Annotated in this window: 24 protein-coding genes and 3 tRNA genes; 14 read left to right on the plus strand and 13 right to left on the minus strand. The window is 73.6% G+C overall.

Annotated elements, in window-relative coordinates; all coding sequences use genetic code 11:
- The first annotated feature begins 2 nt into the window (after nucleotides 1–2).
- Both GA0070609_RS27935 and GA0070609_RS27940 read left to right on the plus strand, forming a co-directional pair.
- Nucleotides 3–182, plus strand: a complete 180-nt coding sequence (locus GA0070609_RS27935; RefSeq protein ID WP_197700194.1) for a helix-turn-helix transcriptional regulator — start codon at nucleotides 3–5, stop codon at nucleotides 180–182.
- Nucleotides 182–1432 carry a tyrosine-type recombinase/integrase gene (locus GA0070609_RS27940; protein WP_088996550.1) on the plus strand — a complete coding sequence of 417 codons (1251 nt, stop codon included), beginning with the start codon at nucleotides 182–184 and terminating at the stop codon, nucleotides 1430–1432. The genes GA0070609_RS27935 and GA0070609_RS27940 overlap by 1 nt, the downstream gene beginning before the upstream one ends.
- A gap of 77 nt (nucleotides 1433–1509) precedes the next feature.
- Here the strand turns inward: GA0070609_RS27940 and GA0070609_RS27945 are convergent.
- Nucleotides 1510–1582: transfer RNA gene (locus tag GA0070609_RS27945), tRNA-Arg, on the minus strand.
- A gap of 35 nt (nucleotides 1583–1617) precedes the next feature.
- Nucleotides 1618–1708, minus strand: a tRNA-Ser gene (locus GA0070609_RS27950).
- Nucleotides 1709–2446: 738 nt separating this feature from the next.
- Here GA0070609_RS27950 and GA0070609_RS27955 point away from each other — a divergent pair.
- Nucleotides 2447–3613: a hypothetical protein gene (locus GA0070609_RS27955; protein ID WP_231928437.1), complete on the plus strand. Its 1167-nt coding sequence runs from the start codon at nucleotides 2447–2449 to the stop codon at nucleotides 3611–3613.
- Nucleotides 3614–3719: 106 nt separating this feature from the next.
- Here GA0070609_RS27955 and GA0070609_RS27960 read toward each other — a convergent pair whose 3' ends face one another.
- The gene (locus tag GA0070609_RS27960; RefSeq protein ID WP_088998011.1) at nucleotides 3720–4490 is read right to left on the minus strand and encodes a CPBP family intramembrane glutamic endopeptidase; all 771 of its coding nucleotides are present in this window, start codon (nucleotides 4488–4490) and stop codon (nucleotides 3720–3722) included.
- 147 nt (nucleotides 4491–4637) lie between these two features.
- Here GA0070609_RS27960 and GA0070609_RS27965 point away from each other — a divergent pair, with 147 nt between their 5' ends.
- Nucleotides 4638–5753 (plus strand): globin domain-containing protein, encoded by a 1116-nt coding sequence (locus GA0070609_RS27965; RefSeq protein ID WP_088996551.1) that lies wholly within the window; start codon nucleotides 4638–4640, stop codon nucleotides 5751–5753.
- Nucleotides 5754–5896: 143 nt separating this feature from the next.
- Here the strand turns inward: GA0070609_RS27965 and GA0070609_RS27970 are convergent, their stop codons facing one another.
- A complete protein-coding gene (locus tag GA0070609_RS27970) occupies nucleotides 5897–7411 on the minus strand; it encodes a peptide deformylase (protein WP_088996552.1) in 1515 nt (504 codons plus the stop codon).
- A gap of 300 nt (nucleotides 7412–7711) precedes the next feature.
- Between GA0070609_RS27970 and GA0070609_RS27975 the strand changes: the two genes are divergently transcribed.
- Nucleotides 7712–8494 carry an IucA/IucC family C-terminal-domain containing protein gene (locus GA0070609_RS27975; RefSeq protein WP_088996553.1) on the plus strand — a complete coding sequence of 261 codons (783 nt, stop codon included), beginning with the start codon at nucleotides 7712–7714 and terminating at the stop codon, nucleotides 8492–8494.
- 27 nt (nucleotides 8495–8521) lie between these two features.
- Here the strand turns inward: GA0070609_RS27975 and GA0070609_RS27980 are convergent, their stop codons facing one another.
- Entirely contained in the window at nucleotides 8522–10348 is a 1827-nt protein-coding gene (locus GA0070609_RS27980; protein WP_088996554.1) for a hypothetical protein, read from the minus strand.
- Between the two features lie 211 nt (nucleotides 10349–10559).
- Between GA0070609_RS27980 and GA0070609_RS27985 the strand changes: the two genes are divergently transcribed.
- Nucleotides 10560–11270, plus strand: a complete 711-nt coding sequence (locus GA0070609_RS27985; RefSeq protein ID WP_088996555.1) for a class I SAM-dependent methyltransferase — start codon at nucleotides 10560–10562, stop codon at nucleotides 11268–11270.
- A gap of 117 nt (nucleotides 11271–11387) precedes the next feature.
- On the opposite strand, the gene GA0070609_RS27990 is transcribed toward GA0070609_RS27985, so the two are convergent.
- Nucleotides 11388–11921: a YbhB/YbcL family Raf kinase inhibitor-like protein gene (locus tag GA0070609_RS27990; protein ID WP_088996556.1), complete on the minus strand. Its 534-nt coding sequence runs from the start codon at nucleotides 11919–11921 to the stop codon at nucleotides 11388–11390.
- A gap of 147 nt (nucleotides 11922–12068) precedes the next feature.
- Between GA0070609_RS27990 and GA0070609_RS27995 the strand changes: the two genes are divergently transcribed.
- Nucleotides 12069–12386 carry a hypothetical protein gene (locus GA0070609_RS27995; protein WP_088996557.1) on the plus strand — a complete coding sequence of 106 codons (318 nt, stop codon included), beginning with the start codon at nucleotides 12069–12071 and terminating at the stop codon, nucleotides 12384–12386.
- Between the two features lie 48 nt (nucleotides 12387–12434).
- Nucleotides 12435–12776 carry a VOC family protein gene (locus GA0070609_RS28000; RefSeq protein ID WP_088996558.1) on the plus strand — a complete coding sequence of 114 codons (342 nt, stop codon included), beginning with the start codon at nucleotides 12435–12437 and terminating at the stop codon, nucleotides 12774–12776.
- A 100-nt stretch (nucleotides 12777–12876) separates the two neighbouring features.
- Here the strand turns inward: GA0070609_RS28000 and GA0070609_RS28005 are convergent, their stop codons facing one another.
- Nucleotides 12877–13776 (minus strand): 2-hydroxyacid dehydrogenase, encoded by a 900-nt coding sequence (locus tag GA0070609_RS28005; protein WP_408630683.1) that lies wholly within the window; start codon nucleotides 13774–13776, stop codon nucleotides 12877–12879.
- A 98-nt stretch (nucleotides 13777–13874) separates the two neighbouring features.
- Nucleotides 13875–13963, minus strand: a tRNA-Ser gene (locus GA0070609_RS28010).
- Nucleotides 13964–14049: 86 nt separating this feature from the next.
- On the opposite strand from GA0070609_RS28010, the gene GA0070609_RS28015 reads away from it, so the two are divergent.
- The gene (locus tag GA0070609_RS28015; protein WP_088996560.1) at nucleotides 14050–14601 is read left to right on the plus strand and encodes an AAA family ATPase; all 552 of its coding nucleotides are present in this window, start codon (nucleotides 14050–14052) and stop codon (nucleotides 14599–14601) included.
- A 9-nt stretch (nucleotides 14602–14610) separates the two neighbouring features.
- Entirely contained in the window at nucleotides 14611–15588 is a 978-nt protein-coding gene (locus GA0070609_RS28020; RefSeq protein ID WP_088996561.1) for an NAD(P)H-quinone oxidoreductase, read from the plus strand.
- Between the two features lie 99 nt (nucleotides 15589–15687).
- Here the strand turns inward: GA0070609_RS28020 and soxR are convergent, their stop codons facing one another.
- Nucleotides 15688–16149 (minus strand): redox-sensitive transcriptional activator SoxR, encoded by a 462-nt coding sequence (soxR, locus tag GA0070609_RS28025; RefSeq protein ID WP_088998012.1) that lies wholly within the window; start codon nucleotides 16147–16149, stop codon nucleotides 15688–15690.
- Between the two features lie 46 nt (nucleotides 16150–16195).
- Here soxR and GA0070609_RS28030 point away from each other — a divergent pair, with 46 nt between their 5' ends.
- Nucleotides 16196–16921 carry a transketolase gene (locus tag GA0070609_RS28030; protein ID WP_088996562.1) on the plus strand — a complete coding sequence of 242 codons (726 nt, stop codon included), beginning with the start codon at nucleotides 16196–16198 and terminating at the stop codon, nucleotides 16919–16921.
- Between the two features lie 2 nt (nucleotides 16922–16923).
- Nucleotides 16924–17826 (plus strand): transketolase family protein, encoded by a 903-nt coding sequence (locus GA0070609_RS28035; RefSeq protein WP_088996563.1) that lies wholly within the window; start codon nucleotides 16924–16926, stop codon nucleotides 17824–17826.
- A 43-nt stretch (nucleotides 17827–17869) separates the two neighbouring features.
- Here GA0070609_RS28035 and GA0070609_RS28040 read toward each other — a convergent pair whose 3' ends face one another.
- Nucleotides 17870–18577, minus strand: coding sequence for a glycosyltransferase family 2 protein (locus tag GA0070609_RS28040; RefSeq protein WP_088996564.1), 708 nt, complete (start codon nucleotides 18575–18577; stop codon nucleotides 17870–17872).
- 123 nt (nucleotides 18578–18700) lie between these two features.
- On the opposite strand from GA0070609_RS28040, the gene GA0070609_RS28045 reads away from it, so the two are divergent.
- Complete coding sequence (locus GA0070609_RS28045; protein ID WP_088996565.1) at nucleotides 18701–20947, plus strand: hypothetical protein; 2247 nt, start codon at nucleotides 18701–18703, stop codon at nucleotides 20945–20947.
- A gap of 285 nt (nucleotides 20948–21232) precedes the next feature.
- The gene (locus GA0070609_RS28050; protein WP_231928438.1) at nucleotides 21233–22747 is read left to right on the plus strand and encodes a ricin-type beta-trefoil lectin domain protein; all 1515 of its coding nucleotides are present in this window, start codon (nucleotides 21233–21235) and stop codon (nucleotides 22745–22747) included.
- A 109-nt stretch (nucleotides 22748–22856) separates the two neighbouring features.
- On the opposite strand, the gene GA0070609_RS28055 is transcribed toward GA0070609_RS28050, so the two are convergent.
- From GA0070609_RS28055 to GA0070609_RS28065, 3 genes are read right to left on the minus strand one after another with little or no spacing between them, the layout of a single operon-like run.
- Nucleotides 22857–23435 (minus strand): hypothetical protein, encoded by a 579-nt coding sequence (locus GA0070609_RS28055; protein ID WP_088996567.1) that lies wholly within the window; start codon nucleotides 23433–23435, stop codon nucleotides 22857–22859.
- A 56-nt stretch (nucleotides 23436–23491) separates the two neighbouring features.
- Nucleotides 23492–24928 carry a sensor histidine kinase gene (locus tag GA0070609_RS28060; protein ID WP_088996568.1) on the minus strand — a complete coding sequence of 479 codons (1437 nt, stop codon included), beginning with the start codon at nucleotides 24926–24928 and terminating at the stop codon, nucleotides 23492–23494.
- Nucleotides 24921–25610 carry a response regulator transcription factor gene (locus GA0070609_RS28065; protein ID WP_088996569.1) on the minus strand — a complete coding sequence of 230 codons (690 nt, stop codon included), beginning with the start codon at nucleotides 25608–25610 and terminating at the stop codon, nucleotides 24921–24923. Before GA0070609_RS28065 ends, GA0070609_RS28060 begins: the two co-directional genes overlap by 8 nt.
- Nucleotides 25611–25615 lie beyond the last annotated feature (5 nt).

Below are 25615 nucleotides of genomic sequence, written 5' to 3' on the forward strand. Positions count from 1 at the left end.
CTGTGGAGGAACTGCTGACGATGGATGAGGCGGCCCGGCTTCTACGGGTGTCGCGGTGGACGGTGTTTCGGCTCGCGAAAGAGCGTCAGGTGACGTCGCTGCTCGTCGGCCAGCGGTGCCGGCGAATTACCGCGTCGTCGGTTCAGGCGTATATCGCACGGCAGCTTGAGGAGGCAGCCTGATGACTGCTCCGAACGGTGGGGGTCGTCGCGTTCGCCGCAATGGCGAGGGGAACATTCGGCAACGGAAGGACGGGCGTTACGAGGCGCGCGTCTGGGTGTTCACCACGGACGGGCGGGAAATCCGCAAGAGCATCTACGGCGCGACCTGGGATGAGGCGCATGCGGCGCTGGTCAAGCTCAAGTCTGATGCGCTTGCGGGTGTCCGCCTTCCGGCAACGGGTGCGACGGTCGGGGAGTACCTGACCTACTGGCTCACGGAGATCGCGGCTGAGCGGGTGCGGCCCTCGACCCTCGCCAGCTACCAGTGGCTTGCTCGCACGTACGTGGTGCCGTATCTAGGGGCCAAGAAGCTGGGTCGCCTGCGGCCATCCGACGTGCGTACCTTCCTGGCCCGGCTCAAGAGCGTGTGCCAGTGCTGCGCCCTGGGGAAGGACGCAAAGCGCGTCGAACGTGGGCGCCAGGCGAGATGCTGCGCCAAGTCGCCTCGGCAGTGTTGTGAGGCGGTCCTGTCCGATGGCTCGATCCGCTACGCCCATCGGCTCCTGCGGGCTGCGCTTCAAGATGCGGTGACGGAGGAGCTGCTGGCGAGTAATCCGGCGAAGGCGCTGCGGATCTCGCACCGCTACCGGCCGAAGTTCACGCCGTGGACGGCTGACGAGGCAAAGCGGTTTCTGAAGGCTGCGCGGGATGACCGGTGGTATGCGCTGTACTCAGTTGCCCTGGCGCTGGGGGTTCGCCGCGGTGAGGCGTTGGCGCTGCGGTGGGTCGACGTGGACCTGGTCGATAACGTGCTGCGCGTTCGGCAGTCGTTGCAGCGCACAGGCGGACAACTCCGGTTCGGCCCGGTGAAGACGGACGGGTCCGAGCGGGCTGTGGCCTTACCTGCTGGGCTGGTCGACGTGCTGCGTGGTCATCGGGCGTTGCAGCGGACGGAGCGGGAGGCTGCCGGTGATCGCTGGCAGGAGCATGGCCTTCTGTTCACGACAAAGATCGGCACGCCGATTGAGCCCCGCAATGTCAATCGGCATTTCGACCAGCTATGCGAGCGGGCAGGCGTTCGTCGCATTCGGGTTCATGACCTGCGCCACTCGTGCGCGACTCTGCTTTACGACCAGGGCGTGCCGCTCGAACGCATTCAGGACGTGCTCGGTCACAGCTCCCCGATCGTCACCAAGTCGATCTACGTGGAGGCAACGCGGCGCGTGCAGCAGGACGCGGCGGATCGGCTCGGCTTCCTGTTCGACGCGTAGGCGTAGGGGTCAGCCGTGGGGGTCACAACGATCAAGGGCCGGTCTCCCGTGACAGGAAACCGGCCCTTGATCTCTTGCGCGCCCGAAGGGACTCGAACCCCTAACCTTCTGATCCGTAGTCAGATGCTCTATCCGTTGAGCTACGGGCGCAGGTGCTCGGCCAGTCTACACACCCGGCTTTCGCGCGGAGACTCCGGGATTCGAACCCGGGAGGGGCTTTAAGACCCCAACCGCATTAGCAGTGCGGCGCCATAGACCAGACTAGGCGAAGTCTCCCAGGTGGCCCGCAGACCACCGGGCCCGAGGATACAGGCCCAGACCCATCGGGAGCAAAGCGACTACCGGACCGCCTCCGCGAGGTCTGCCGGGGTGGCTGCGCTCCGGCGCTGTGCGACGGCCCGATCGGGACTAGGCTCCATCGATATGCAGGAGCAGCCGCCCAGCGAGCCGAACCGCCGAGAGCCTGCTGAGGGAGCGCGGCGGCGCTCTCCGAAGGCCACCTTCACCCCGCCGCCGCTGCCGGCGACGCCGGATCCGGCGGACCGGGCGGAAGACGGGGCGCCGCGTCCGCGCCGGGTGAAGGCGGCTCCGACGGTGCTCTTCCAGCCGCCCGAGCCGGACCGTCCGCTGCCCCGCCAGACGAAGGCGGCCACCGGGTCGGCACGCCGCCGGACTGACCAGTCAGACAGCGGCAGTGATCCGAACCACACCATCTCGCCGGGAGCCACGGAGGACCGGCCCGGCGAGGAGCCGGCGGGTCCGGCCCCCGCCGCCCCCGGGTCCGGATCAGCACCGACGGCGGCGGCCCCCGCCTCCGCCAAGCCCGAATCATCGATTGTGAAGCCGGCCCCTCGCCGCGCCCAGCCCGGGTCAGCGGCGACCCCTGCCGCCGCTCGGTCCGATTCGACGCCGGCGGCGACCACCCCGGCCGCAGCAGACCCAGGCACGGCCGACCAGCCCGAGGCGGACACCGGGACCGGCCGCGCCGAGACGGACGAGGCCAGGACCAATCCGGTGGGCGTGGAGGCGGTCACCGTCGTCCCGAGCCGGAAAGATCCAGCCAGGGCGCGGCCATCCGAGGCGCGCAAGGCCGCCACCCGGAAGGCGGCCGCCCCGCGCAAGGCGTCCCCGGCCGGGGACGCTCCCGCGAAGCCGGCCCGAGCGACGAAGACCGGCGCCAGCAAGAAGGCGGCACCGGCCAAGCGGACCACCCCGGTCACGAGGACGGCCCCGGCCGAGCCAGCGACCACTCCCACGCAGCAAACGCCCGCCCCAGCGGAGCCGCCGACCACTCCCGCGCAGCAAACCCCCGCCCCGGCCGAGCCGGCGGCCACCCCCGCGCAGCAAACCTCCGCCCCGGCGGAGCCGGCGTCCACCCCGGCTCGGGCAGCGACCACGCCGGCCGCCACGAAGAAGGCGGCACCGGCGAAGAAGGCCACCGCCGCGAAGAGGAAGGCCGCCCCCACGGCCACCCCGGAGCAACCGGCACCGGAGCAGGCCGGAGCGCTGCAACCGACCGAGATCCGGGAGGCCGAGCCGCCGGCGCGTACGCCGGAGCTGCGCGCCGCCCTCGCCCGGCTGGTCGAGCATCCGGGCTTCGCGCCGGAGTTGCTCGCCCTCGCCGCCGTGGAGGCGATCGGGCCGCGCGCCCGCGACTGGGCCGACCGGCTGCGGTCGGCGTACCCGGATGCCTCGCCGGACGGCCTGGCCCGGCTCGCCACCCGGCGGTTCGTCCGGCAGGCCGGGGCGGGCGGGGCGACCGCCGCGCTGGCCGGCGCCTTCGCCCCCCTCGCCGAGCTGGCGGCGGTGCTCTGGACCCAGGCGAACCTGGTGCTGCACCTGGCGGCGGCGTACGGCCGGGATCCGGCCCATCCGGACCGGGCCGCGGAGCTGCTGGTGCTGACCCAGGTGCACCCGGACGCGGAGAGCGCCCGGACGGCGCTGGCCGCGGCCCGGGCGGCGGATGGGCCGGGCGACGAGCCCTGGTCGCGGGCGGTGGAGGCGGCGTGGCGGCTGGCCGCGCCGCTCGCCGCGCAGGCGGGCGGCTGGCTGGTGCTGCGGCTGGCGTCCCGGGTGCTGCCCGGCGCGGCGGTGCTCGCCGCGGCGGCCGGCGACTCGGCGGCCGCCGCCCGGCTGGCCGCCCGGGCCGTCACCCGCTACCGGCCAGCGCGGTCGCGGTAGGAGATCCACGCGAGGTGCGGCACGTCGCGGTCTCTGCCGCGGCCGATGCCACGTGCTGCCGCATCCAGAGTCGAGCACAGCACCGGGCGAGCCCGCCGGCAGCCGGTCACAGCCAGGAGAACCAGCCCTTGGGCAGCAGGGCGTAACCGACGAAGGCCACGATGTCGAGCAGCGCGTGCGCCACGATCAGCGGCATCACCCGGCGGGTGCGCAGGTAGAAGAGGCTGAACACCACGCCCATCACCACGTTGCCGACGAACGCGCCGAAGCCCTGGTAGAGGTGGTAGGAGCCGCGCAGCAGGGCGCTGGTCGCGATGATCGCGCCGGTCCGCCAGGCCAGCTGGCGCAGCCGGGTGACCAGGTAGCCGACCACGATCACCTCCTCCAGCACGGCGTTCTGCACAGCGGCGAGGATCAGCACGGGCACCGTCCACCAGATCTCCGGCAGCGCGGCGGGGACCAGCGTGGCGTTCACGCCGAGCTGCGCGGCGACCCAGAACAGCGCCAGCCCGGGCAGCCCGATCAGCGCCGCCAGCCCGGCGCCGCGGGCCAGGTCCGGCCCGGGCTGCCGGGCGTCCAGGCCGAGGGTGCGGGCCGGGTCGCCGGGGTCACGGGCGATCAGGTGTACGGCGAGCAGCACCGGCAGCAGCGCGAAGACGATGCCGAGCAGCTGGTACGTCAGGTCCAGCCAGGGCCGGGGTGACACCGAGGTGTTCAGCGCGGCGGTCTGCTTCGACAGCGGCCCCTCGGCGGTCAGCTTCGCGATGATCGACACCAGCGCGTAGACGGCGGACTGCCCGAGCGAGAGCCCGAGCACCAGCAGCGCCTCCGTGCCCAGGGTGCGGCGGGACACCGGGCGGGTGAGCTCAACAGTCACCGCACCACTCTGCCCGACCGCGACCGCCGGCGACACTCGCCTGAGCGGCCCTCGTGAGCTGATCGCACATTCTGTGCGACCGGCGGGCACGCTGCGTGGTCATGCTGTGCGTGCCCGATCCGCCCGACAGGTCAAGGAGCGCGCCCGGTGGACGACTTCGCGCGGCTGCTGAAGGAGAGCTGGACCCTGGTCGAGGAGCACCGGGAGCGGCTGAGCGACCACTTCTACGCTCGCCTCTTCCTGCTCGACCCGGGGCTGCGGAACCTCTTCCCGGTCCAGATGACCGGGCAGGGCGACCGCATCCTGGAGGCGATCGTCACCGCGAGCCAGACGGTCGGCGACCCGGAGAGCTTCGACGAGTACCTGCGGGCGCTCGGCCGGGACCACCGGAAGTTCCACGTCGACGCCGCGCACTACGCGACCATGGGCGTCGCGCTGCTGGACGCGCTGCGCAGCACCGCCGGCGACGGCTGGAACCTGGAGTACGACCAGGCGTGGCGCGACGCGTACGCGGCCATCTCGGAGAAGATGCTGGCCGGCGCGGCGGCGGACGAGAACCCGCCGTACTGGCACGCCGAGGTGCTGACCCACCAGCGGCACGGCTCGGACACCGCCGTGCTGACCTGCCGGGCCCTGCAGCACCCGCTGCCCTGGAAGGCCGGCCAGTACGTCAGCGTCGAGGTGCCCCGCCATCTCCCCCGGGTGTGGCGGACCTACTCGGTGGCGAACGCCCCGAACGACGACAACGTGCTGGAGTTCCACGTCCGTACGCCGGGCGCCGGTTGGGTCTCCGGTGCGCTGGTCCGCCGGGTCAAGCCGGGCGATTTGATCCGGGTGGCCGCTCCGATGGGCTCGATGACGCTGGACCGCTCGTCGGACCGGGACATCCTCTGCGTCGCCGGCGGGGTCGGCCTAGCCCCGATCAAGGCGCTGGTGGAGGAGCTGGCCAGCTACAACCGGGCCCGCTGGGTGCACGTCTTCTACGGCGCGCGTACCGAGGCCGACCTGTACGGGCTGGCCGGGCTGCGGGAACTGGTCGCCCAGCACCCCTGGCTGTCGGTCACCCCGGCGTGCAGCGAGGACCCGGACTTCGACGGCGAGCTGGGCGACGTCTCCGAGGTGGTCAGTCGGTACGGCCCGTGGACCACGCACGACTGCTACGTCTCCGGCTCCGCCCCGATGGTCCGGGCCACCCTGCGGGTGCTCGCCGCCGACGACGTCCCGCCGGAGCGCACCCGGTACGACACCTTCGGCAGCATCTAGGACATTTCTCCCCCCATGCCGGGGCGCGTGCCCCTGCCCCCTGGGGCACGCGCCCCGGCCCCCCGATCGGGCGGACCGGCACCGCCCGCCCGACCACGCCCGCCCGGCCGTCCTTTCCCACCCTGGCGGGCGTGGTCGCCGCGTCAGTAGCGCCAGGGGTGCCCGGTCTCCCGGTACTCCTCGACCGGCACCAGCGGCACGCCGGGTGCCATCCGGTCGACGTAGAGCCGCCCCTCCAGGTGGTCGATCTCGTGCGCGACGAGGCGGGCCATGCCGAACTCGAACGAGGTGATGATCCGGCTGCCGTCGTACTGGGCGTGCTCCACGTCGATCCGCAGCGACCGGGGCACCAGGCCACGGTGGTCGAAGAAGGAGAGGCAGCCCTCGTACTGCTCGTCGGCGTCCGGGGCGGCGTCGACCACCCGGGGGTTGATCAGCACGACCGGCTCGGCGGTGCGGTCCGGCGGCCGGACCACCGCGGCGGCCGAGCCGATGCCGAGCTGCGGCGCGGCGATGCCGACCCCCTTGCTGAACGGGTGCAGCTCGTCCAGCCGGACCAGCACCGAGCAGAGCCGGTCGACCACGCCGCGGGCCACCCGCTCGTCGCGGGGCAGGTCGAACGGGCGGGCCGGCTGGCGGAGCAGGTCGGCGCCGCGTTGCACGATGCCGATGCCACGCATCCGGTCGCTGGGCCGGATCCGGCCCCCGTTCGGCTCGGGCTCCGGGCGGCCGCGGAACCGCCACTGCATCCGGTAGCGGGCGTTCAGCGGCGGGTCGTCGGTGGCCCAGTCGAACAGCGCCCGGTCGCCGGCGTCGTGCCGGGTCACCGGGGTCCGCAGCGGGCCCTCCTCCGCCGAGAGCGAGGTCTCCACGCCCCAGACCTGCGGGTCGAGGCCCGCCGGCAGGTCCAGGCGTACGGCGAGGTGCCGGGTGGGCAGCCGGACCGCCCGCTGGAACCAGGGGCCCCACTTGTCCTGCCCGACGTGGTACGCGTACTCGATGGTGGCCCGGTCGCCGGGGTAGAGCGGGAACCGCCGTTCGGCGTTCTCGAAGAGCAGCCAGATCTCCTTGAAGGCGTCCCGGTCGTGCTTGGCCCGCCAGTGCATCGCCTCGCGCTCGCCGCCGTCCTCCCGGTACGCCCGCAGCTGCAGCTCGGCGAAGGTGAGCGGGTGTTCCCGGTGGTGCCGGTTGGACCGGCCGGGGTCGTTCGGGTAGCGGTCGACGGCGACCCGGACCAGGTACCGGGTGACCGGTTCGGTGCCGGCGTTGTAGAGCTCCCGGCGGATGACGCAGCGGTAGCCGTCGTCGGTGTGGGTGAGGGTGGCCAGTTCCCGCTCGACCACCAGGCCGGTGCCCGGTGGCAGCCACTGGCCGGGCAGCGGGGGATCCCGGTGGCCCTTCTCGGCGCGCGCGTGGCGGAGTTCGTCGTACTCCCGGAAGCGCTGCCAGATCGCGCCGCTGGCCTCCAGCACCGCCTCCGCGCGGCGTGCGAAGTCCTCGGTGGGCCGGTGCCGGCGCCCTTCGACGTGGCTGACGTAGGACGGGTCGAACCCCATCAGGGTGGCGAGCTGTTTCTTGGACAGCCCCCGCCCGGTTCGCTGCCGCGCGAGTTCGGCGGCGAAGGAGTCGGCAGCCCGATCGAGCGGTGAGGTCGTCATCAGCTTCCTCGTGGCCGGGAGTATCAGTTTCACGTTCCGTGGCCAGGCAGATACGAAACTGCCACCTTGCCGACACGAGGCTTGACTCTTCAGCGACGCCTGTCGATACTGTGCGCTCGCCGCCGGCTTCGGCGGCGTTTTTCGTCCGGACCGTCGGGTAGTAGGCCGACGCCGACCGGAGTGACCGGGGCCTCCCCCGCCGACCCAGGTGAGGCTTCCCTTAGCGTCCGAGGCGTGGTTAGGCTAGCCTTAGCTCAGCAGGGGCGCTTCGGACGGGAGACGATTCGGATGACAGCGGTGATGCCGGGGCGCCAGGTCGCCACCGCACCGCTCGCGCCGGTCACCGCCACCCTGCGGGCCATGTTCGGCACCGACGACGTGCCCGGCCTGATGCCCGGCCTGCTGGTCACCGACGAGTACGGCTGGAGCCCGGCCACCACCCTGGTCGACGGCAGCCGGCTGTCCGAGTTCCTGCACGCCGCCACGCTGCGCTGGGGCGGCACCCCGCACGCCTGCGCCGCGCTGGCCTGGAAGTCGTACAGCTACTGGACCGCGCTGCCGGTGGTGCTCGGCTGGGCGTCCGCCCGCCGGGTGCCGCTGTTCGACCCGGCCGACGTGCTGATCCACTTCGAGGACCACCGCCCGCTGCTCACCCTGGGCCTGCGCCGCTCGACCACCGTCGCGGTGCTGCCCGGCGATCCGCTGGCGGTCTCCGGCCTGCCCGAGGTGCGGGTGATGGCCGGCGAGGCGGAGCTGCTCGGCGCGCTGCGCGCCTCCCTGCTCGACGCCCACCTGGCCCCGATGATCGAGGCGATCCAGGCCGAGGTGCGGATCGGCACCCGGACCCTGCTCGGGTCGGTGGCCTCCGGCATCGCGCACGGCATCCTGCGGGCCGCCGACGGGCTGCCCGGCTCCTCCGTCGAGACCATCGACACCCTGCTCACCGCGCTCGACCTGCACGACCTGGTGGAGCTGGTGCCCGGCCCGGCGGGCGAGCCGACGGTGCAGCGGCGCACCTGCTGCCTGGCCTTCACCCTGCCGAAGCCGAAGATCTGCCAGGGCTGCTGCGTCCGCCAGTCCTGACCCCGACCACCGGCGCCACGCGGGTGGTCAGTCGGTGAGCGCGCGCACGTCCCAGGCCCAGACCCCGCCAATGCGCGCCGGCCGGATCCCGGTCAGCTCGATCATCCCCCGGCGCAGCGCGACGGACTGCGGGTGCGGGCCGAGGATCACCACGCCGGCCCGCCAGTACCGCAGGTCGTCGACCGCGTCCACCCGCGCCTGCGGGGTGATCGGCGGCACCGCGCCGGTGCTCTGGATGACGGCGAAGAAGCTGCTGGTCGGCCGGGGTGGGGCGGTGAACAGGGCAGCTCCGCGCTCCGCGCTGTCCGGGCGGGTGTCCGGTCCGAGGAAGTAGCCCCGCGCGATCGGCATCTCCAGCCGGGTCATCGCGGACCAGCGCAGCGGTTCGGCGTAGTCGCTGTCCGGCAGCGGCAGCGTCACCACGCTCCGGCCGCCGGCCACGTAGGGCCGCCACGCCCCGGAGGTGACGAAGGCGGGCACCGCGTCGAGCCGTTCCGCCGGCAGCGGGGTGGGCAGCAGCGGGAGCAGGGCCATGGTCAGCACGGTGGCGGTGGCGAACCGGAGCTGCGGCCGGGCGGTCGGGAACCGGGCGGCGAGCGTACGGACGCACTCCGCGCCGTACGCGAGCAGCAACCCGATCACCGGGGTGAGCGCCAGCGACCACCGGGTCGGCACCACCGAGTGCAGGATCGGCAGGTTCTCCAGCGCCGCCCACGGGCCCGGGATGCCGGTCTCCCGGCCGTTGAAGCGGATCTCCCGACCGAGCGAGAGCAGGCCGAAGAGGAGTCCCAGCGCGGCCAGGCCGAGCACCACCACGTTGCGCCGCAGCCACCAGACCAGCGCCACCACCAGCACCGCCAGCGGCCAGCCGAAGAAGGCGTTCTCCTCGGTCGGGTTCCGGGCCAGCCCGGCCGCGCTGCGCTCGTCGCCGGCCAGCGACTCCCGGGAGAAGGCGACGAACGACACCAGGTCGGTGGAGTAGCCCCGGATCAGCCGGGACAGCCCCGCATAGGCGCCCGGACCGAAGAGCTGCACGTAGAGCGGGTAAGCCAGGACCACCGCACTGGCCGCGGCGGCCACACCCAGCCCGGCGAGGAAGGGACGGGCGCTCCGGCGCAGGGCGGGCCGGCCGAGGGCGAGCGCGGCGACCACCACGCCCAGGCCGATCGCGGTCATCAGCAGGATCTCGAGGTTGAGGAAGGACTGCCAGACGATCACCAGCGCGAGCAGCAGGCCGTTGCGCAGCCAGCGGCCGGGCTCGGCCAGCCGTACGGTGCGCCAGACGATCAGCGGGACGACGAACTGGGACACGATGTTCGGGTGGGCGTTGGCGTGCGACACCATCGCCGGCGCGTACGCGCAGAAGGCGGCGCCCAGCCAGGCCGGCCCGCGGGCGCCGACGAGCACCCGGGAGAGGACGAAGTACCAGGCGGTGGCCGTGGCGATCATGCCAACGGTGAGGAAGAGCAGGAATGCGGCGCGCGGGCCGATCAGGACGGTGACCGGTGTCATTGGCAATGAAACGGATAATACCGACGTATTTGCCATCAAATTTACGCCGTCCGGGACGTTCATCCGATCGGAGAAGAACGGATAGGCAAAATCGGTCACGACCCGCGCGCCGTGCGCCATCATCCACTCGAACTGCGCCTGATCCGACGGGTTGTCCCGGATGCCCTGACGCGGGTCGAGCCAGAGCCGCGCGGTGATCCAGAACGCGAGCGCGACGAAGCTCAGCACCGCCGCCAGATCGATCCACCACCCCTTGCGGAGGCGTACGCCCCGGTCGGGCCCGCCCTCCGGCGCCCCGGGCGAGGGTTCGCCGGCGGGGAGGTCCGATTCGGGAGTAGTCATGACAATTCGGAGCGTAGTCACGAGAAGGTGGCACCGTGACATGTTTCGGGGTACTGCACTACCATGTGCCGGGTTCGCCGCCCGGCGATCACGCGTCCGACCCCCGACCATATTTCGGCCACCACGGTGCCCCGATTCATCCGCCCCCTGCGCGGATGATTCACTCTGTCGGTTCAGGCGCGGGTCGAGTCATATCGTGAGGAATCGACGCATGGCAGAAATCACCGGGGATCAGCGCGTCCAGTCCGAGGTCCTGGAGGGCCTCGCGACCGCCGTCAATCACCGTCGCTGGTTCGTCGAGCTGGCCCTGCCGTACCTCGGTGACAACCCGATCGAGATCGGCAGCGGCCTGGGCGACTACGCCCTGGAGTGGGCCACCCGGCTACCCCGGTTCACCGCCACCGAGGCCGACCCGGACCGGCTGGTCTCGCTCAAGGAGCGCCTCGCCGAGCAGCCGACCATCGAGGTCCGGCAGATGCTCCTGCCGCATTCCGAGCGGGGCGACTACAGCTCGGCCGTGTCGTACAACGTGCTGGAGCACATCGAGGACCACGTGGGCGCGCTGCGCAGCATGCGCGACCTGGTCCGCCCCGGCGGCGCGGTGATCATCATCGTGCCCGCGTTCCAGTTCGCGATGAGCCCAGCGGACATCGCCACCGGCCACGTCCGGCGCTACACCAAGAAGACGCTGGCCGGGGCGATGACCGAGGCCGGTCTCGAGGTCGAGACGATCCACTACGCGAACGCGCTCGGCCTGATCGGCTACTTCATGGCCACCAAGGTCTTCCGGCTGATGCCGAAGGAGGGCCCGATGGTGAAGGTCTACGACACCCTCGTGCTGCCCGCCACCAAGGCCGCCGAGCAACTGGTCCGCCCACCCTTCGGCCAGTCCGTCTTCGCCGTGGCCCGCGTCCCCGCCTAACCCACCCCCCACCCCCCGCCCACCCGAACCCGACCCGTTGATCATGAGGTTGACGGCGATGTCGATCTCCTCGACCGCCGCCAACCTCATGATCAACGCTGGGGTCGGGGCCAGGGGTTACTGCTTGACCTGGTAGGTGGGGCGGGTTACGGCGCGGGCGAGGGTGTGGAAGGTGAGGTTGAAGCCGACGTAGGCGGGGGAGGCGTCGGGGGCCAGGTCGAGGCGGTCGACGTCGAGCGCGTGCACCGCGAAGACGTAGCGGTGCGGGCGGTCGCCCGCCGGCGGCGCGGCCCCGCCGTAGCCCCGCTCGCCGTAGTCGTTGCGTACGGTGAACGCGCCGCCGAGGTCGGCCTCGGCGACCCCGCGCGGCAGCGACGTCACGTCGGCCGGCAGGTTGACCAGCACCCAGTGCCAGAACCCGCTGCCGGTCGGCGCGTCCGGGTCGAAGCAGGTCACCACGAAGCCCCGGGTCTCCGCCGGAAAGCCGGACCAGGCGAGCTGCGGCGAGAGGTTGTCGCCCCCGACGCTGCCGTGCGCGAAGGTGGCGTCCATCGGCTCGCCGTTCTGCACGTCGTCACTGGTGACGGTGAACGACGAGACGGTCGGCAGCAGCTCGTACGGGTCCGGGGCGATCGGTCGTTCCAAAGTCATCGAACGGGTCCTTCCGGTGAACGGTTTCCTGCCCTTTCTTACCTCGCCGTCGCCCGACTATCGACCGGAAGCTCCCGTTGTCCGGCCGATCCGCCGGTCCGGGTGGGACTGTTGCCGGGGAACAATCCTCCTCGGGAGGACCACCCCTTGACTTCCATCTGGCGTGACTTCTGCAAGGCCCTCGTCGCCGCGGTCCGCCGCCCCGACGAGGCGGCGCTGCGCGCCGAGCGCGGGCGCGCGGTGCGGCGGCTCGCCGAGGAGAAGGTCCGCGAGCAGGAACGGCGGCTCGCCGGACCGGATCGCCCTCGGCAGCCCGCGGAGGACGTACGGCCGACAGCGCCGGCGAGCGGTGGACCCCACACCGGACCGGCGAGCGGTGGACACCGCAGCGGGCAGGCAGACGACGGACGGCCCAGCGGTCCGACGGACGGGGGGCGGCGGCCGGCGGCGGCGGACGAGGGCTGACGGCTCGCCAGGCATCTGCCCTGGTCCATGAGCCGTTACCCTCGCCGCATGGCCCTCGACCTGTTCGCCGGGATACCCGTCACCGACTACGCCGCCGCGCTGGCCTGGTACGAGCGGCTGTTCGGTTCCCCGCCCGCCTTCGTCCCCAATGACCACGAGGCGGTGTGGGGGCTCGCCGAACACCGGTGGGTGTACATCGAACAGCACCCCGACCGGGCCGGGCACGCCATGCACACCGTGTTCGTCGACGACCTCGACGCCCTGCTGGCCGAGACGGCCGAGCGGGGCATCAAGCCGGCCAAGCGGGAGACGTACGCCAACGGCGTCCGGAAGGCCATCTACGTCGATCCGGACGGGAACGAGATCGGCTTCGGCGGCCCGCCGCTCTGACCGGCACCCCCAGCCCGACCGCCGGGACGGTCCGGCGCAGGCGGGACGGCACATACCCCCGTTCGCGCTGCCCAGGGGCGCGGCCTCGGGGGACCGGGGGCTACGGTCCGACGACGACGTTCGCGAGCGGCTCGCCCGCCGCGTACCGCCGGACCTGGTCGACGAGCAGCCGGCGGGCCCGGGGCGCCAACGCGGCGGTCAGGCCGCCGACGTGCGGGCTGATCAGGAGGTTCGGCGCGGACCAGAGCGGGTGGTCGGCGGGCAGCGGCTCGGGTTCGGTGACGTCCAGGGCGGCGTGCAGCCGGCCCGCGCGCAGCTCGGCGAGCAGCGCACCGGTGTCCACCACCCGCCCCCGTGCCACGTTCACCAGCAGGGCGCCGTCGGCCATCCGAGCGAGGAAGTCCTTGTCCACCAGGCCCTCGGTCTCCGGGGTCAGCGGCGTCGCCAGGATGACGACGTCCGCTCGTGGCAGCAGCTCCGGAAGGTCGATGACCGGCCGTACGCCGGGGCGGGCGCTCCGCGCCACCCGGCTGATCTCCACCTCGAACCCGGCGAGTCGGCGCTCGATCGCGGCGCCGATCGAGCCGTACCCGACGATCAGCACCCGGGCGTCGGCCAGCCCGGCCGACCACCCCGAGGCCCAGCGGCCCTCGCCCTGCGCCCGGACGAAGTCCGGCAGCCGGCGCCGGGCGGCGAGGGTGAGGGCCACGGCCAGCTCGGCGGTGGCCGCGTCGTGCACGCCCCGGCCGTTGGCCAGCGTCAGGCCGGGCCGCAGGTACGGCAGGACATGGTCGTAGCCGGCGGTCACGGTCTGCACCACCTTGAGCCGGGGCATCCGGGCGATCGGCTCGCAGAAGCGCGGGTCGACAATCCCGTACGGAACCGCGTAGAACTCGACGTCGTCCAGCTTGTCGGGCACGGCTTGGGTGCCGTCGTACAGCGCGACGTCCAGGTCGCCGAGCTCGGCCACCGCGTCGGGGTGAGGGATCAGGTAGCGCACAGTGACGATCATGCTAGATCCCGAGCGGGACGCGGTGAGACCCGGTCATGGACACGCCCCCTGACCGGCGATACGCGCTGGTCAGGGGACGTTGGCAGCGGAGGGTGTGGGATTCGAACCCACGAAGGACATCGCTGCCCTTACCGGTTTTCAAGACCAGCGCCATCGGCCACTAGGCGAACCCTCCTGGGCCACGGACCCGACGGGGTGCGCGGCCGTGCCTAGTCTGCCACGGCTGCCGTCCGGGCGAGCGGGCACGCCAGCCGGACTGGGATGATCGACGCCGTGTGGCAGAGCCCGACCGTCGTGCTGATCACCGGAATCATGGCCGCCGGCAAGTCCACTGTGGCCGAGGGCCTGGCCCGCCGGCTGCCCCGCGCGGTGCACCTGCGCGGCGACGTCTTCCGTCGGATGGTGGTCAGCGGCCGGGCGGAGATGACCGCCGAGCCGTCCGACGAGGCGTACCGGCAGTTGCGGCTGCGCTACGACCTGGCCGCCGCGGCGGCCGACCGCTACGCCGCCGCCGGCTTCACCGTGGTGCTCCAGGACATCGTGATCGGCGCCGACCTGCCGGCCATGGTCGACCGGATCCGGCACCGGCCGCTGGCCGTCGTGGTGCTCGCGCCCCGGCCGGAGGTGGTCGCCGCCCGCGAGCGGGACCGCCCCAAGCAGGGGTACGGGGACTGGCCGGTCGCCGACCTCGACGCCGACCTGCGGACGCGGACGCCTCGGATCGGGCTCTGGCTGGACACCTCGGCGCAGACCCCGGAGCAGACGGTGGACGAGATCCTGGCCCGGGCGTGGACCGACGGTCGGGTGGGGTAGACACGACACATGCGCGCGATCACGATCCCGGAACCCGGTGGACCCGAGGCACTGGTCTGGAGCGAGGTTCCCGACCCCGAGCCCGGCCCGGGCGAGGTGGTGGTGGACGTGCGGGCCAGCGCGGTCAACCGGGCGGACCTGCTGCAACGGCAGGGGCACTACCCACCGCCGCCGGGCGCGTCCGCGTACCCGGGGCTGGAGTGCGCCGGGGTGATCGGCGCGCTCGGTCCCGACGTGACCGGGTGGCGGGTCGGCCAGGAGGTCTGCGCCCTGCTGGCCGGCGGCGGGTACGCGGAGCGGGTCGCCGTGCCGGCCGGCCAGCTGCTGCCGGTGCCGGCCGGGGTCGACCCGGTCGACGCCGCCGCGCTGCCCGAGGTGGCCTGCACGGTCTGGTCGAACGTGGTGCGGCTGGCCGGGCTCGGCGCGGGCGAGACGCTGTTGGTGCACGGCGGCGGCAGCGGGATCGGCACCTTCGCCATCCAGCTCGGGGCGGCGCTGGGTGCCACCGTGGTGGCCACCGCCCGGAAGACCAAGCACCGGGTGCTGCGCGAGCTGGGCGCCGCGCACACCGTGGACTACCGGGAGCAGGACTTCGTCGAGGAGGTCCGGCGGGTCACCGAGGGCCGGGGCGCGGACGTCATCCTCGACATCATGGGCGCCTCCTACCTGGGCCGGAACGTGGCGGCGCTGGCCACCGGCGGCCGGCTGGTGGTGATCGGCATGCAGGGCGGGCGCAAGGGCGAACTGGACCTCGGCGCGTTGCTGGCCAAGCGGGGCACGGTGGCGGCGACGGCGCTGCGGTCCCGGCCGGTCGCGGAGAAGGCGGAGATCGTCCGCGGGGTCCGCGAACAGGTCTGGCCGCTGATCGAGGCGGGCCGGATCCGGCCGATCGTGGACCGCCGGCTGCCGATGAGCCGGGCCGCCGAGGCGCACCAGCTCTGCGAGACCAGCGAGCACGTGGGCAAGGTCCTGCTCACCACGGGATGACGCGCGGCGGCTTGTCCGGCGCCACCCGGGCTGGAGCAGGCGATCCGGGCGTCCGGCACTGAACCCGCGGGCCGGATCGGCCGCCGGGCGGGGGCAGGATCAGGCCGGGGCCGGGTCGGCGGCCGGGCGGGGCAGCATCAGGCGCGGGCCCGGGCCCTCACCGGCCAGGGCGTCGCTGGGGTTGCTGAGGGTGCAGCGCTGCAACGACAGGCAGCCGCAGCCGATGCAGCTGTCCAGGTCGTCGCGGAGCTTGGTCAGCAGCCGGATCTTCTCGTCCAGCCGCTCCCGCCAGACGATGGAGAGCCGCGACCAGTCGTCAGCGGTGGGCGTACGCGAGGCGGGCAGCGACTCCAGCGCGGCCCGGATCTCGTCCAGCGAGATGCCGACCTGCTGGGAGATCCGGATGAAGGCCACCCGGCGCAGCTCGCCGCGGGCGTATCGGCGCTGGTTGCCGCCGGTGCGTTCGGCCCGGATCAGCCCGAGCCGCTCGTAGTAGCGCAACGCCGAGGGCGCCACCCCGCTGCGGTCGGAGAGCTGGCCGATGGTCAGAGACTCGTGCATCACGTCGCCTTGAGTTGAAGTCCACTTCAACTTGCAGGCTATCCGCATGACCACGATGACCGCCAGTACGGGCCGGGCCGGCGCCCCGCCCGGGCCACGGCTCCCCGCGCCGGTGGCGCCGCTGCTCGACCGGATCCGGGCCGGCCGGGAGTTCGGCGCCAACGTCTACTCCACCGTCGACGTGCTCTGGGTGCTCTACGACCGGATCCTCCGGATCACCCCGGCCACCGTCGACGACCCGGAACGGGACCGCTTCCTGCTCTCCAAGGGCCACGCCGTGGCCGGTTACTACGCGGTGCTCGCCGCCAAGGGCTTCGTCCCGCTCGACTGGCTCGACGACCAGGGCGGGCCGGCCAGCCGGCTCGGCGACCATCCGGACCGGCTGCTGGTGCCCGGCGTGGAGATCGGCTCCGGTTCGCTCGGTCACGGCCTCGGGCTCGGCGTGGGCACCGCGCTCGGGCTGCGCGCCCAGGGCCTGCTCACGCCCCGGGTCTACGTGCTGCTCGGCGACGCGGAACTGGACGAGGGCTCCAACCACGAGGCGATCGCGTACGCCGGGGCGACCGGGCTGGCGAACCTGACCGCCGTCGTGGTGGACAACTCCTCGGCCACCCACGGGTGGCCGGGCGGCGCGGCGGCCCGGTTCACCGTGAACGGCTGGACCGCCGCCACCGTCGACGGACGCGACCACGACGCCCTGCACACCGCCCTGACCGGGCAGGACAACCACCGGCCGCACGTCGTCGTCGCGGTCGTCGACTCCGGGGAGTGACCATGCGGGACAGCTTCGTCGACACCACCACCGCGCTGCTGGCCGAGGATCCGCGTACCGCGCTGGTGCTCGCCGACATCTCCGCCGCCGCGTTCGCCCCGGCCGCCCGGCGGCACCCGGACCGGGTGCTCAACGTCGGGATCCGGGAACAACTGATGGTCGGCGTGGCCGGCGGGCTCGCGCTGACCGGGCTGCGGGCGATCGTGCACAGCTACGCGCCGTTCCTCGTCGAGCGGGCGTACGAGCAGCTCAAGCTGGACCTGGACCACCAGGGGGCGAGCGCCGTGCTGGTCAGCGTCGGCGCGTCGTACGACCGGGCGGCCGCCGGGCGCACCCACCTCGCCCCGGCCGACGTGTCGCTGATCGACACGCTGCACGACTGGACCGTGCACGTTCCCGGGCACCCGGGCGAGGTGCCGGCACTGCTGCGGGCCGCGGTGGCCGCCGAGGGCTCGGCGTACCTGCGCCTCTCCACGCTGCACAACGACCGGCCGCGCCCCGGCGACGGCACGCTCGACCTGGTCCGGGACGCCGGCCCCGGCGCGCCGCTGCTGGTAGCGGTCGGGCCGGTGCTGGACGCCGCGCTCGCCGCGGTGGCGGACCTGGGGGTCTCGGTGGCCTACACCCACCGACCCCGGCCGTTCGACGTCGCGGGGCTGCGGGCGCTGGCCGGCACCGAGGTGATCCTGGTCGAGCCCTACCTGGCCGGGACGTCGGCCCGGGTGGTGTCGGCGGCGCTGGCCGACCGGCCGCACCGGCTGCTGACGCTCGGGGTGGCTCGGCAGGAGCTGCGCCGCTACGGCTCGGCCGAGGACCACACCCGCTGGCACGGGCTGGATGCGGCGGGGCTGCGCCGCTCGGTGAGCGAGTTCCTGGCGCCGGCGCTCACGCCGGCCGGCCGCTGAGCGGCCACCCGGAGCGCCCCGCCCGAGGGGGCGGGCCGGGAAGTCAGCGGGGCGGGGTGCCGGCGGGGCGGCGGCGGGTGCGCTCGCGGCCGAGGATCCAGAGCGCCTCGACCCCGTCCTTCCAGGTGATCTTCTTGCCCTCCTCGCGGCCCCGGGCCCGGTAGCTGATCGGCACCTCGTACGGCCGGATCCGGCGGCGCAGCAGCTTGCCGGTCACCTCGGCCTCCATCCCGAAGCCCCGGGAGCGGATGTCGAGCGAGCGGTAGAGCGCCACCGGCATCAACTTGAAACAGGTCTCCAGGTCGCCGATGTAGGAGTTGAACAACACGTTCGCCGCCATCGTGACGCCCTTGTTGCCCATCACGTACCAGAAGCTGTAGGCGCTGTGGCTGCCGAAGGTGCGATTGCCGTAGACCACCGTCGCCCGACCGTCGAGCACCGGGTCGAGCAGCTTGGGGATGTCCTGCGGGTCGTACTCCAGATCCGCGTCCAGGATCACCATGTAGTCGCCCTCGGCGTTGTCCACCGCCGTCTTGATGGCCGCGCCCTTGCCCGCGTTACGTGGGTGGGTGACGACCCGCAGCCGCGCGTCGTCGGCGCGGCCGAGGATCTCACCGGTGCCGTCCCGACTGCCGTCGTCGACCACGACCAGCTCGATCTCGCACGGGTAATCGACCGCCAATGCCTGCTTCAGGGCATCCGCGATGCGTTCTTCCTCGTTGTAGACCGGCATGAGGATCGAGAGCTTCACGGGAATCTCCACGGTGGCGACAATATGTCGGGCCTAGCCTAGCCTGGCAGGTCAGCGCGGTGGTGGCCGCCACCGTGGGCGTCGGCCACCACGACGGGCGGCCGATGGTGTTTACTTCCGGCCATGTCGGCAGCCGGCTACCCGCTCGCCCTGGCGCCCGTCGCCGCGCTTCTTCTGCTGACCGTCACGCTGCGACCGGCCGCGCCGGGCACCGTGGCGCCGCTGCGGTTGGCCGTCGTCCGGGCCGCCCTGGTGACCGGCGCCTACGCGGTGCTCACGGTGGAGCTGCTCGGCGCGCTGCGGCTGCTCACCCGGCCCGCGTTCGCGGTCGCCTGGCTGCTCTTCCTGGCCGCCGCGGGCGCGGCCGCGAGCTGGCGCCGCCGTCGGGACGCGGGCCCGGCCGGCCCGGTCGCCGCCGCCCGGCCGCATGCACTGGTCGGAGTGGGGGCCGCCGAGCCGGCGCGGGCGATCGCCGCCGGCCCGCCGCCCACCGCCGGGCCCGGGTCGACCCGCCCGGCCGCCGTGGGCGGCTCCGGGGGACCGGCCCGCGCCGGCTGGGCGGCCCGGCTGGGCAAGTGGTGGCGTACGGCGGGTCGGGGCGAGCGGCTGCTCGCCGGCACGGTGGGCGGGCTGGTCCTGGTCGAGCTGCTGGTCGCGCTGCTGGCCGAGCCGAACAACTTCGACTCGCAGACCTACCACCTGCCCAAGGTGGAGCACTGGGTGGCGCAGGGCGACCTGGACTTCTGGCCCACCGCGATCCACCGGCAGGTGACCATCCCGCCGGGGGCCGAGTACCTGCTGCTGCACCTGCGCCTGTTCACCGGCGGGGACGCGCTGCACAACCTGGTGCAGTGGGCGGCCATGGTGGGTTGTCTGCTGGTCGGCAGCCGGATCACCGCCCAGCTCGGCGGTGGCCGGCGGGCTCAACTGCTCACCGCGTTCGTGCTGGCCACCACGCCGATGGTGGCGCTGCAGGCGACCAGCACGCAGACCGACCTGGTCTGTGCCGCCTGGGTGGCCTGCGCGGCCACCCTGGCGCTGGACGGGCTGCACCGGCGGACCGGGCCGGGCACCCTGCTCGGGCTGGGCGCGGCCACCGGGTTGACCGCGGTGACCAAGACCAGCGGGCTGATCGCGGTCGGTCCGCTGCTGGTGCTCTGGGGCCTCGCCCAGTTGCGCCTGGCGTACCTCGACCGGCCCGCGGCCCGGGTGGGCGGCACGGCTCGTACGGTGGCCGGGTCGCTGCTGATCCTCACCGTCGCCGCGGCGGTGGTCGGCCCGTTCCTGGCCCGGGTGACCGTCGAGTTCGGTCACCCGCTCGGGCCGCCCCGGCTGCGCGAGTCCATCCCGATGGAGCGGCACGATCCCGGGTCCATCCTGGTCAACGCGCTGCGGATCGGGCACACCGCGTTCGACACGCCGCTGGCGCCGCTGCGCCGGGCCGGCGCGGAGGCGATCGTCGGCGTGGCCGGGCTGATCGGGGTGGACCCGCAGGACCGGGCCACCACGTTCGGGCGGGAGACCTTCCCGGTGCCGTCCTGGTATCCGGACGAGGATCGGGTGGCCTTCCCGCTGGCCGGCGCGCTGGCGCTGCTCGGGGCGGGGTTCGCGCTGACCCGGCCCGGCCGGCTGAGCCCGGAGCGGTCCGGGACGCTGCGCGCGTACGCGGCGGTGGTGGTGAGCGCCGTGCTGCTGCACACCGCGATGATCAAGTGGCAGCCGTGGGGCAACCGGCTGTTGCTCTACGCGCTGGTGCTGGCCGTGCCGCTGGCCGGCGTCTGGCTGGACGCGCTGGTCCGCCGCCGGTCCGCCGCCGCCGACGGCGGAACTGCCACCGCGGCGCCCGGTGCCGCCACGGCCGGGCCGGAGAGCGCCACCGCCGACCCGGGGGGCGGTGCGGCCCGGCGGCGGTCGCTGGCGCTGGGGCTCGCGGTCACCGTGCTGGCGACCAGCGCGCTGGCCGGGGTGCTCGCGGTGTCGTACGGCTTCCCGCGCCGGCTGGTCGGCACCGGTTCGGTCTTCACCACCGGCGACTGGGAGACCCGCTTCCTGCGGCGCCCGCAGTGGGCGGCGGAGTTCCGCTGGGCGGCGGAGGCCGTCCGCGCGGCCGACGCCCGTCGAATCGGCCTGGTGCAGCAGAACGACAACTGGGAGTACCCCTGGTGGCTGCTGCTGCGCGAGCCGGACGGCCGGCCGCCGGACCTGGTCGCGCTCCAGTCGGTGCTGCCGGAACGCCCGCCGGCCGACCCGGCGTCGGTGGACGCGATCGTCTGCACGGGCAGCCGGCCGGCCTGCAGCCGGCTGGTGCCGCCCGGCTGGCGGCTGGAGTTCCGCGGCTACGTCGGCTACGCGCTGCCGCCCGCCGGCTGACCGGGAATGTTCCCGCCGGCCAGCCCGGCCGCGAGGATCAGGGCGACGCCAGCGGCCGGCAGGCGGGGCGGATTGCCGGGATAGCCCGGTTCGGCAGACCGCGCGCAACGATTCTGAGACGTATTCACATACCTGCATCACGCGCGTTACCTTCCGGTAACTCGATCGACACCCCACGATCGAGGCGAAAGGAGTGCGTCGATGCTTGGTTCCCCTGCCAGGCGCGAACGTGCGACCCGACGACGGACCCTCACCGCCGTTCTCGCCGCCGCTCTCGTCCTGCCGATGCTCACCGGTCCGGCCACGCCCGCCACCGCGGCGGACCGCCCGGCCATCCAGCCACTCCCCGCGAACCTGGAGGCGATCCGTGCCGCCGAGGCCACCGCGCTCTACGGCACACCCGCCATCCGCCCGATCGAACAGCGCCGCACCGCGCTGATCACCATGGGCGACAGCGAGATCTCGGGTGAGGGAGTGGGCAACTACGTCCCCGGCACCCACGAACCCGGCAACTGGTGCGACCGCTCGTACGACCAGGCGGTGTTCCGCACCGGCATCGCCGCCGACGAGAAGTACAACATCGCCTGCTCCGGGGCGACCCCGTGGAACCTGATCCGGGGCGGGCCGACCCAGCACAACGAGCTGAACCAGGGTGACCACCTGGCGATCAAGGCACGGAACACGCACCTCAAGCTGATCTGGGTGGTGGTCGGCGCGAACGGCGACGGCACTATCCAGTTCGGCCCGGTGGCCACCGACTGCACCATCCGCCGGGTCTTCTTCCAGGGCCCGTGCTACCCCACGTACACCGACCAGTGGACGATCCGCACCGACGGCAGCCGGCGGGCGGTCGAGGACGCGCTCACCGACATCCGGCGGACCATGACCGACGCCGGTTACCTGCGGTCGGACTACGAGCTGGTGCTCATGTCGTACCCGAGCCCGGGCAGCCCGGACGTGGAGGACAACCCGAACTTCCCCGGCTGGTACGCCGGCGGCTGCCTGCTCTACCTGGCCGACGCGGCGTTCGCCCGGAACAAGGCGGTGCCGCTGTTCGAGACGGCCATCCGGGCGGCGGCCACCAACACCGGCACCCGCTACCTGGACGCCAGCCGGCTCTTCCACGGGCACGAGGTGTGCACCGACAACACCTCGGTCCGCGGCCTCTACATCGAGGTCGGCATCTGGGACGAGAACGCGGCCCGGCAGTCGTTCCACCCGAACTACCGGGGGCACGGCATGTTCGCCCAGTGCATCACCCAGTTCTGGAATTCCGGCCAGCAGCGGGCCACCTGCGTCGACCCGGCCAGCACCGGCGGCGGCGTGCTCTACCCGGGGCTGTTCGAGTTCAAGCAGCTACGTAACGTCGCCACCGGCACCTGCGTGGACGGCAAGGGCTACGACTCGCGCAACGGCACCCCGCAGCAGTCGTACGGCTGCCACGGTGGTCGCAACCAGGGCTTCTGGTACGACCCGACGCGGCAGTCGCTGCACTCCGAACTCTCCCACGACCGCTGCCTGGACGTGGCCGGCGGCACCCTGAGCGCCGGCACCGCTGTCAACATCTACGACTGCCACGGCGGCGCCAACCAGAAGTTCGTGCTGGCCGGCAACCAGCTCAAGGTGGCCGGCAACACCAACCTCTGCCTGGCGTTCGACAGCCCGTGGCTGGGCAGCCCCCGGCTGCGGCTGGCCACCTGCTCGACGAGCACCCGGCAGCAGTGGTCGTTCGAGTCCCGCAACTTCGCCAACCCGGTCGGCTACGGCCACGACGACTTCATCGGCTCTCGGGTGTACTGATTCCCACTCATCCGCGTACAGCGAAAGAGTGGCCATTCCGCGCGGAATGGCCACTCTTTCGCTGTACGGGCGCGGCCCTGGCCGGGGCGGCGGGCGGCGGGCGGCGGACCTACTTCTGCTTGACCGGCACGACGATCAGGCGGGCCACCCCGTTGTCGCCCTCCTTGGCGCCGGCCACGCCGACGGTGGTGCCGACCTCGATGTCGGTGGACTGGATCGTGGTGCGCCGCTCGACGACCCGCAGCTTGTCGCCGAAGGTCCAGGTCATGGTGAAGCCGTCGGTGGACTTCACGGTCATCGAGTCGCCGTCGATCGCGGTCACCTCGCCGCGCTGCACGGCGACCGTCTTCGTACCGTCCTTGGTCTGCACCACGGCTTCGCCGTGCAGGGTGTTGCGGCGCAGCAGCACCCGGGCCTTGCGGCGCTCGCGCCACTCCTCACCGCGCTCGCGCCGCGGCTTGTCCCCGGTCGCGGACGGCGACGCGGGCGCGGCCAGGGTGTCCACCTCCAGGTCGCCGGCGTCGAAGCCGAGCGCGGCGAGCGCCTGCCCCTCCGCGCCCATGGCGGCGGCGACCTCGACGGCGGTCTCCCGGACCGGCTGGCCGCCCACCTGGTCGGCGCCGCAGCCGGTGACGCCGAGCGTGGCGGCCGCCAGCAGCGTGGTGGCGGCGATTCCCCAACGTGCCATGAGTCTTCCTCTCGTCCGTGGTGCTGCCAGCCTGCCGCGCGTCGGCGAGCGGAGCGTCAGGCCGATGTTCGAGCCGGGTAAGGATCCGGCGGCAACCGGACGGTGAAGGCCGCCCCGCCCTCCGGGGCGTGCCCCGCCACGATCTCCCCGCCGAGCCGGCGGACCAGGCCGGCGGCGAGCGCCAGCCCCAGCCCGCTGCCCACCTTGCGCACGCCGCGGTACCGCTGGTGCAGCGCGCCGCGCTCGAAGGCCACCGCCAGGTCGTCGTCGGTGAAGCCGGGCCCGCCGTCGCGGACCTCGACCACCCCGCCGGCGGCCGGGTCCGCGCCCGCCGGGCGGACCGCGAGCACCACCGGCGCCCCCGGCGGTACGACCCGCAGCGCGTTCTCCAGCAGTCCGTCGACCACCTGCCGGATCCGGCCCGGGTCGGTGTACGCGGGCACCGGCCGGTCCGGCATCTCCACCCGGAAGGGGACCCCGACCGCGGCGCAGCGGCCGGCCCAGGTCCGCTCCGCGTCGGCGGCCAGCCGGGTCAGATCGACCGGCGCGGGTTCCAGCGGAAAGTCGGCCGCCTCCAGCCGGGCCAGCGCCAGCAGGTCGCTGACCAGGCGGTCCAGGTGTTCCGCCTCGGCGAGCAGGGTCCGCCCGGTGTCGGCCGTGTCGTTTGGCGGAATCACGCCGTCGGCGAGCGCCTCGGCGTAGCCGCGGATCGCGGTCAGCGGGGTGCGCAGCTCGTGCGAGACGGAGAGCAGGAACTCCCGCTGCCGGCCCTCGCTGGTGGCCAGCGCGGCGGCCAGCCCGTTCAGCGCGTACGCCAGGTCGGCCGTCTCGTCCGGCGGCTCCACCGGCACCCGTACCGTCCGGTCCCCGGCACGCAGCCGCGCGGCGGCCTCGGCGGCCCGCCGGACCGGCCGGGCCAGCAGGCGGGCCAGCAGCAACCCGGCGACCACTCCGGCGCCGAGCCCGGCGAGCAGTGGAAGCCAGAGGCTGGGCAGCACCTGCCGCCACGGGGCGCTGACCCGGCGGGTCAGCACCACCCCGTTGCCGCCGGGCAGCGCGCGCCCCTCGACCAGCGTGCGGCGCCCGCCGACCGGCCGGCGGGTCGAGACGTTGCGCCCCTCGGCGATCCGCTGCACCACCCGGGGCGGCAGCCCAGCCCGGTCCGGCGCGCCCCGCCGGATCAGGTACGCGTCGATGCCCTGCACACGCAGCTGGCGCAGCAGCCGCTCCTCGTCGGCGGTGCGACCGGTCATCAGCCGGGGGCGCAGCACCTCGGCGGCCAGCCGGGCCTGGGCGGCCAGCGCCTCCTGGTCCCGCCGCTCGACCCCGCGCACCGCCAGCGGCACCGCGACGATCGCGGTGACCAGCACCGAGACCAGGGCGACCGCACAGGTGACCAGCACCGCGCGGGCGGTCAGCGTACGGCCGAACCGGCGGCGCGGCGGGACCGGCGGCGGGCCGACCACCGGCAGCGCGAGGGTCGGCTCAGCCATCGGCGGCGTACCCCACGCCCCGGTGGGTACGGATCACGCTGGCCCCGCCGAGCTTCGCCCGGACCTGCGCCACGTGCACGTCGACGGTCCGGGTGCCGGCGTGCGCCGCGTAGCCCCAGACCGCGGCCAGCAGCTCCTCCCGGGTGAACACCCGGCCGGGCCGGGCCATCAGGTGGGCGAGCAGGTCGAACTCGGTGGTGGTCAGCTGGACCGGGGCGCCCGCGACGGCCACCGTCCGGCGGACCGGGTCGAGGGTGACCTGGCCGACCACCCGGGGCCGGTCCGCCTCGGGCGGTCCGGCCGTGCGGCGCAGCACCGCCCGCACCCGGGCGACCAGTTCGCGCGGGCTGAACGGCTTGGTGACGTAGTCGTCCGCGCCCAGTTCCAGGCCGACGACCCGGTCGACCTCGTCGTCGCGGGCGGTGAGGAAGATGACCGGCGTCCAGTCGCCGGCCTCGCGCAGCCGCCGGCAGACCTCGGTGCCGGTCAGGCCGGGCAGCGCGATGTCGAGCACGCAGGCCACCGGGCGCAGCCGGCGGGCGGCGGCCAGCCCGGCCGCCCCGTCCCGCTCCAGGTGCACGCCGAACCCGTCCCGGCTGAGGTAGAGCCGGACCAGGTCGGCGATGGCCGGCTCGTCCTCGACCACGAGGACGAGCCCGCGCGGCTGGGCGTCGACGGTCACCGGCC

Source organism: Micromonospora echinaurantiaca, from assembly GCF_900090235.1.
Lineage (GTDB): Bacteria > Actinomycetota > Actinomycetes > Mycobacteriales > Micromonosporaceae > Micromonospora > Micromonospora echinaurantiaca.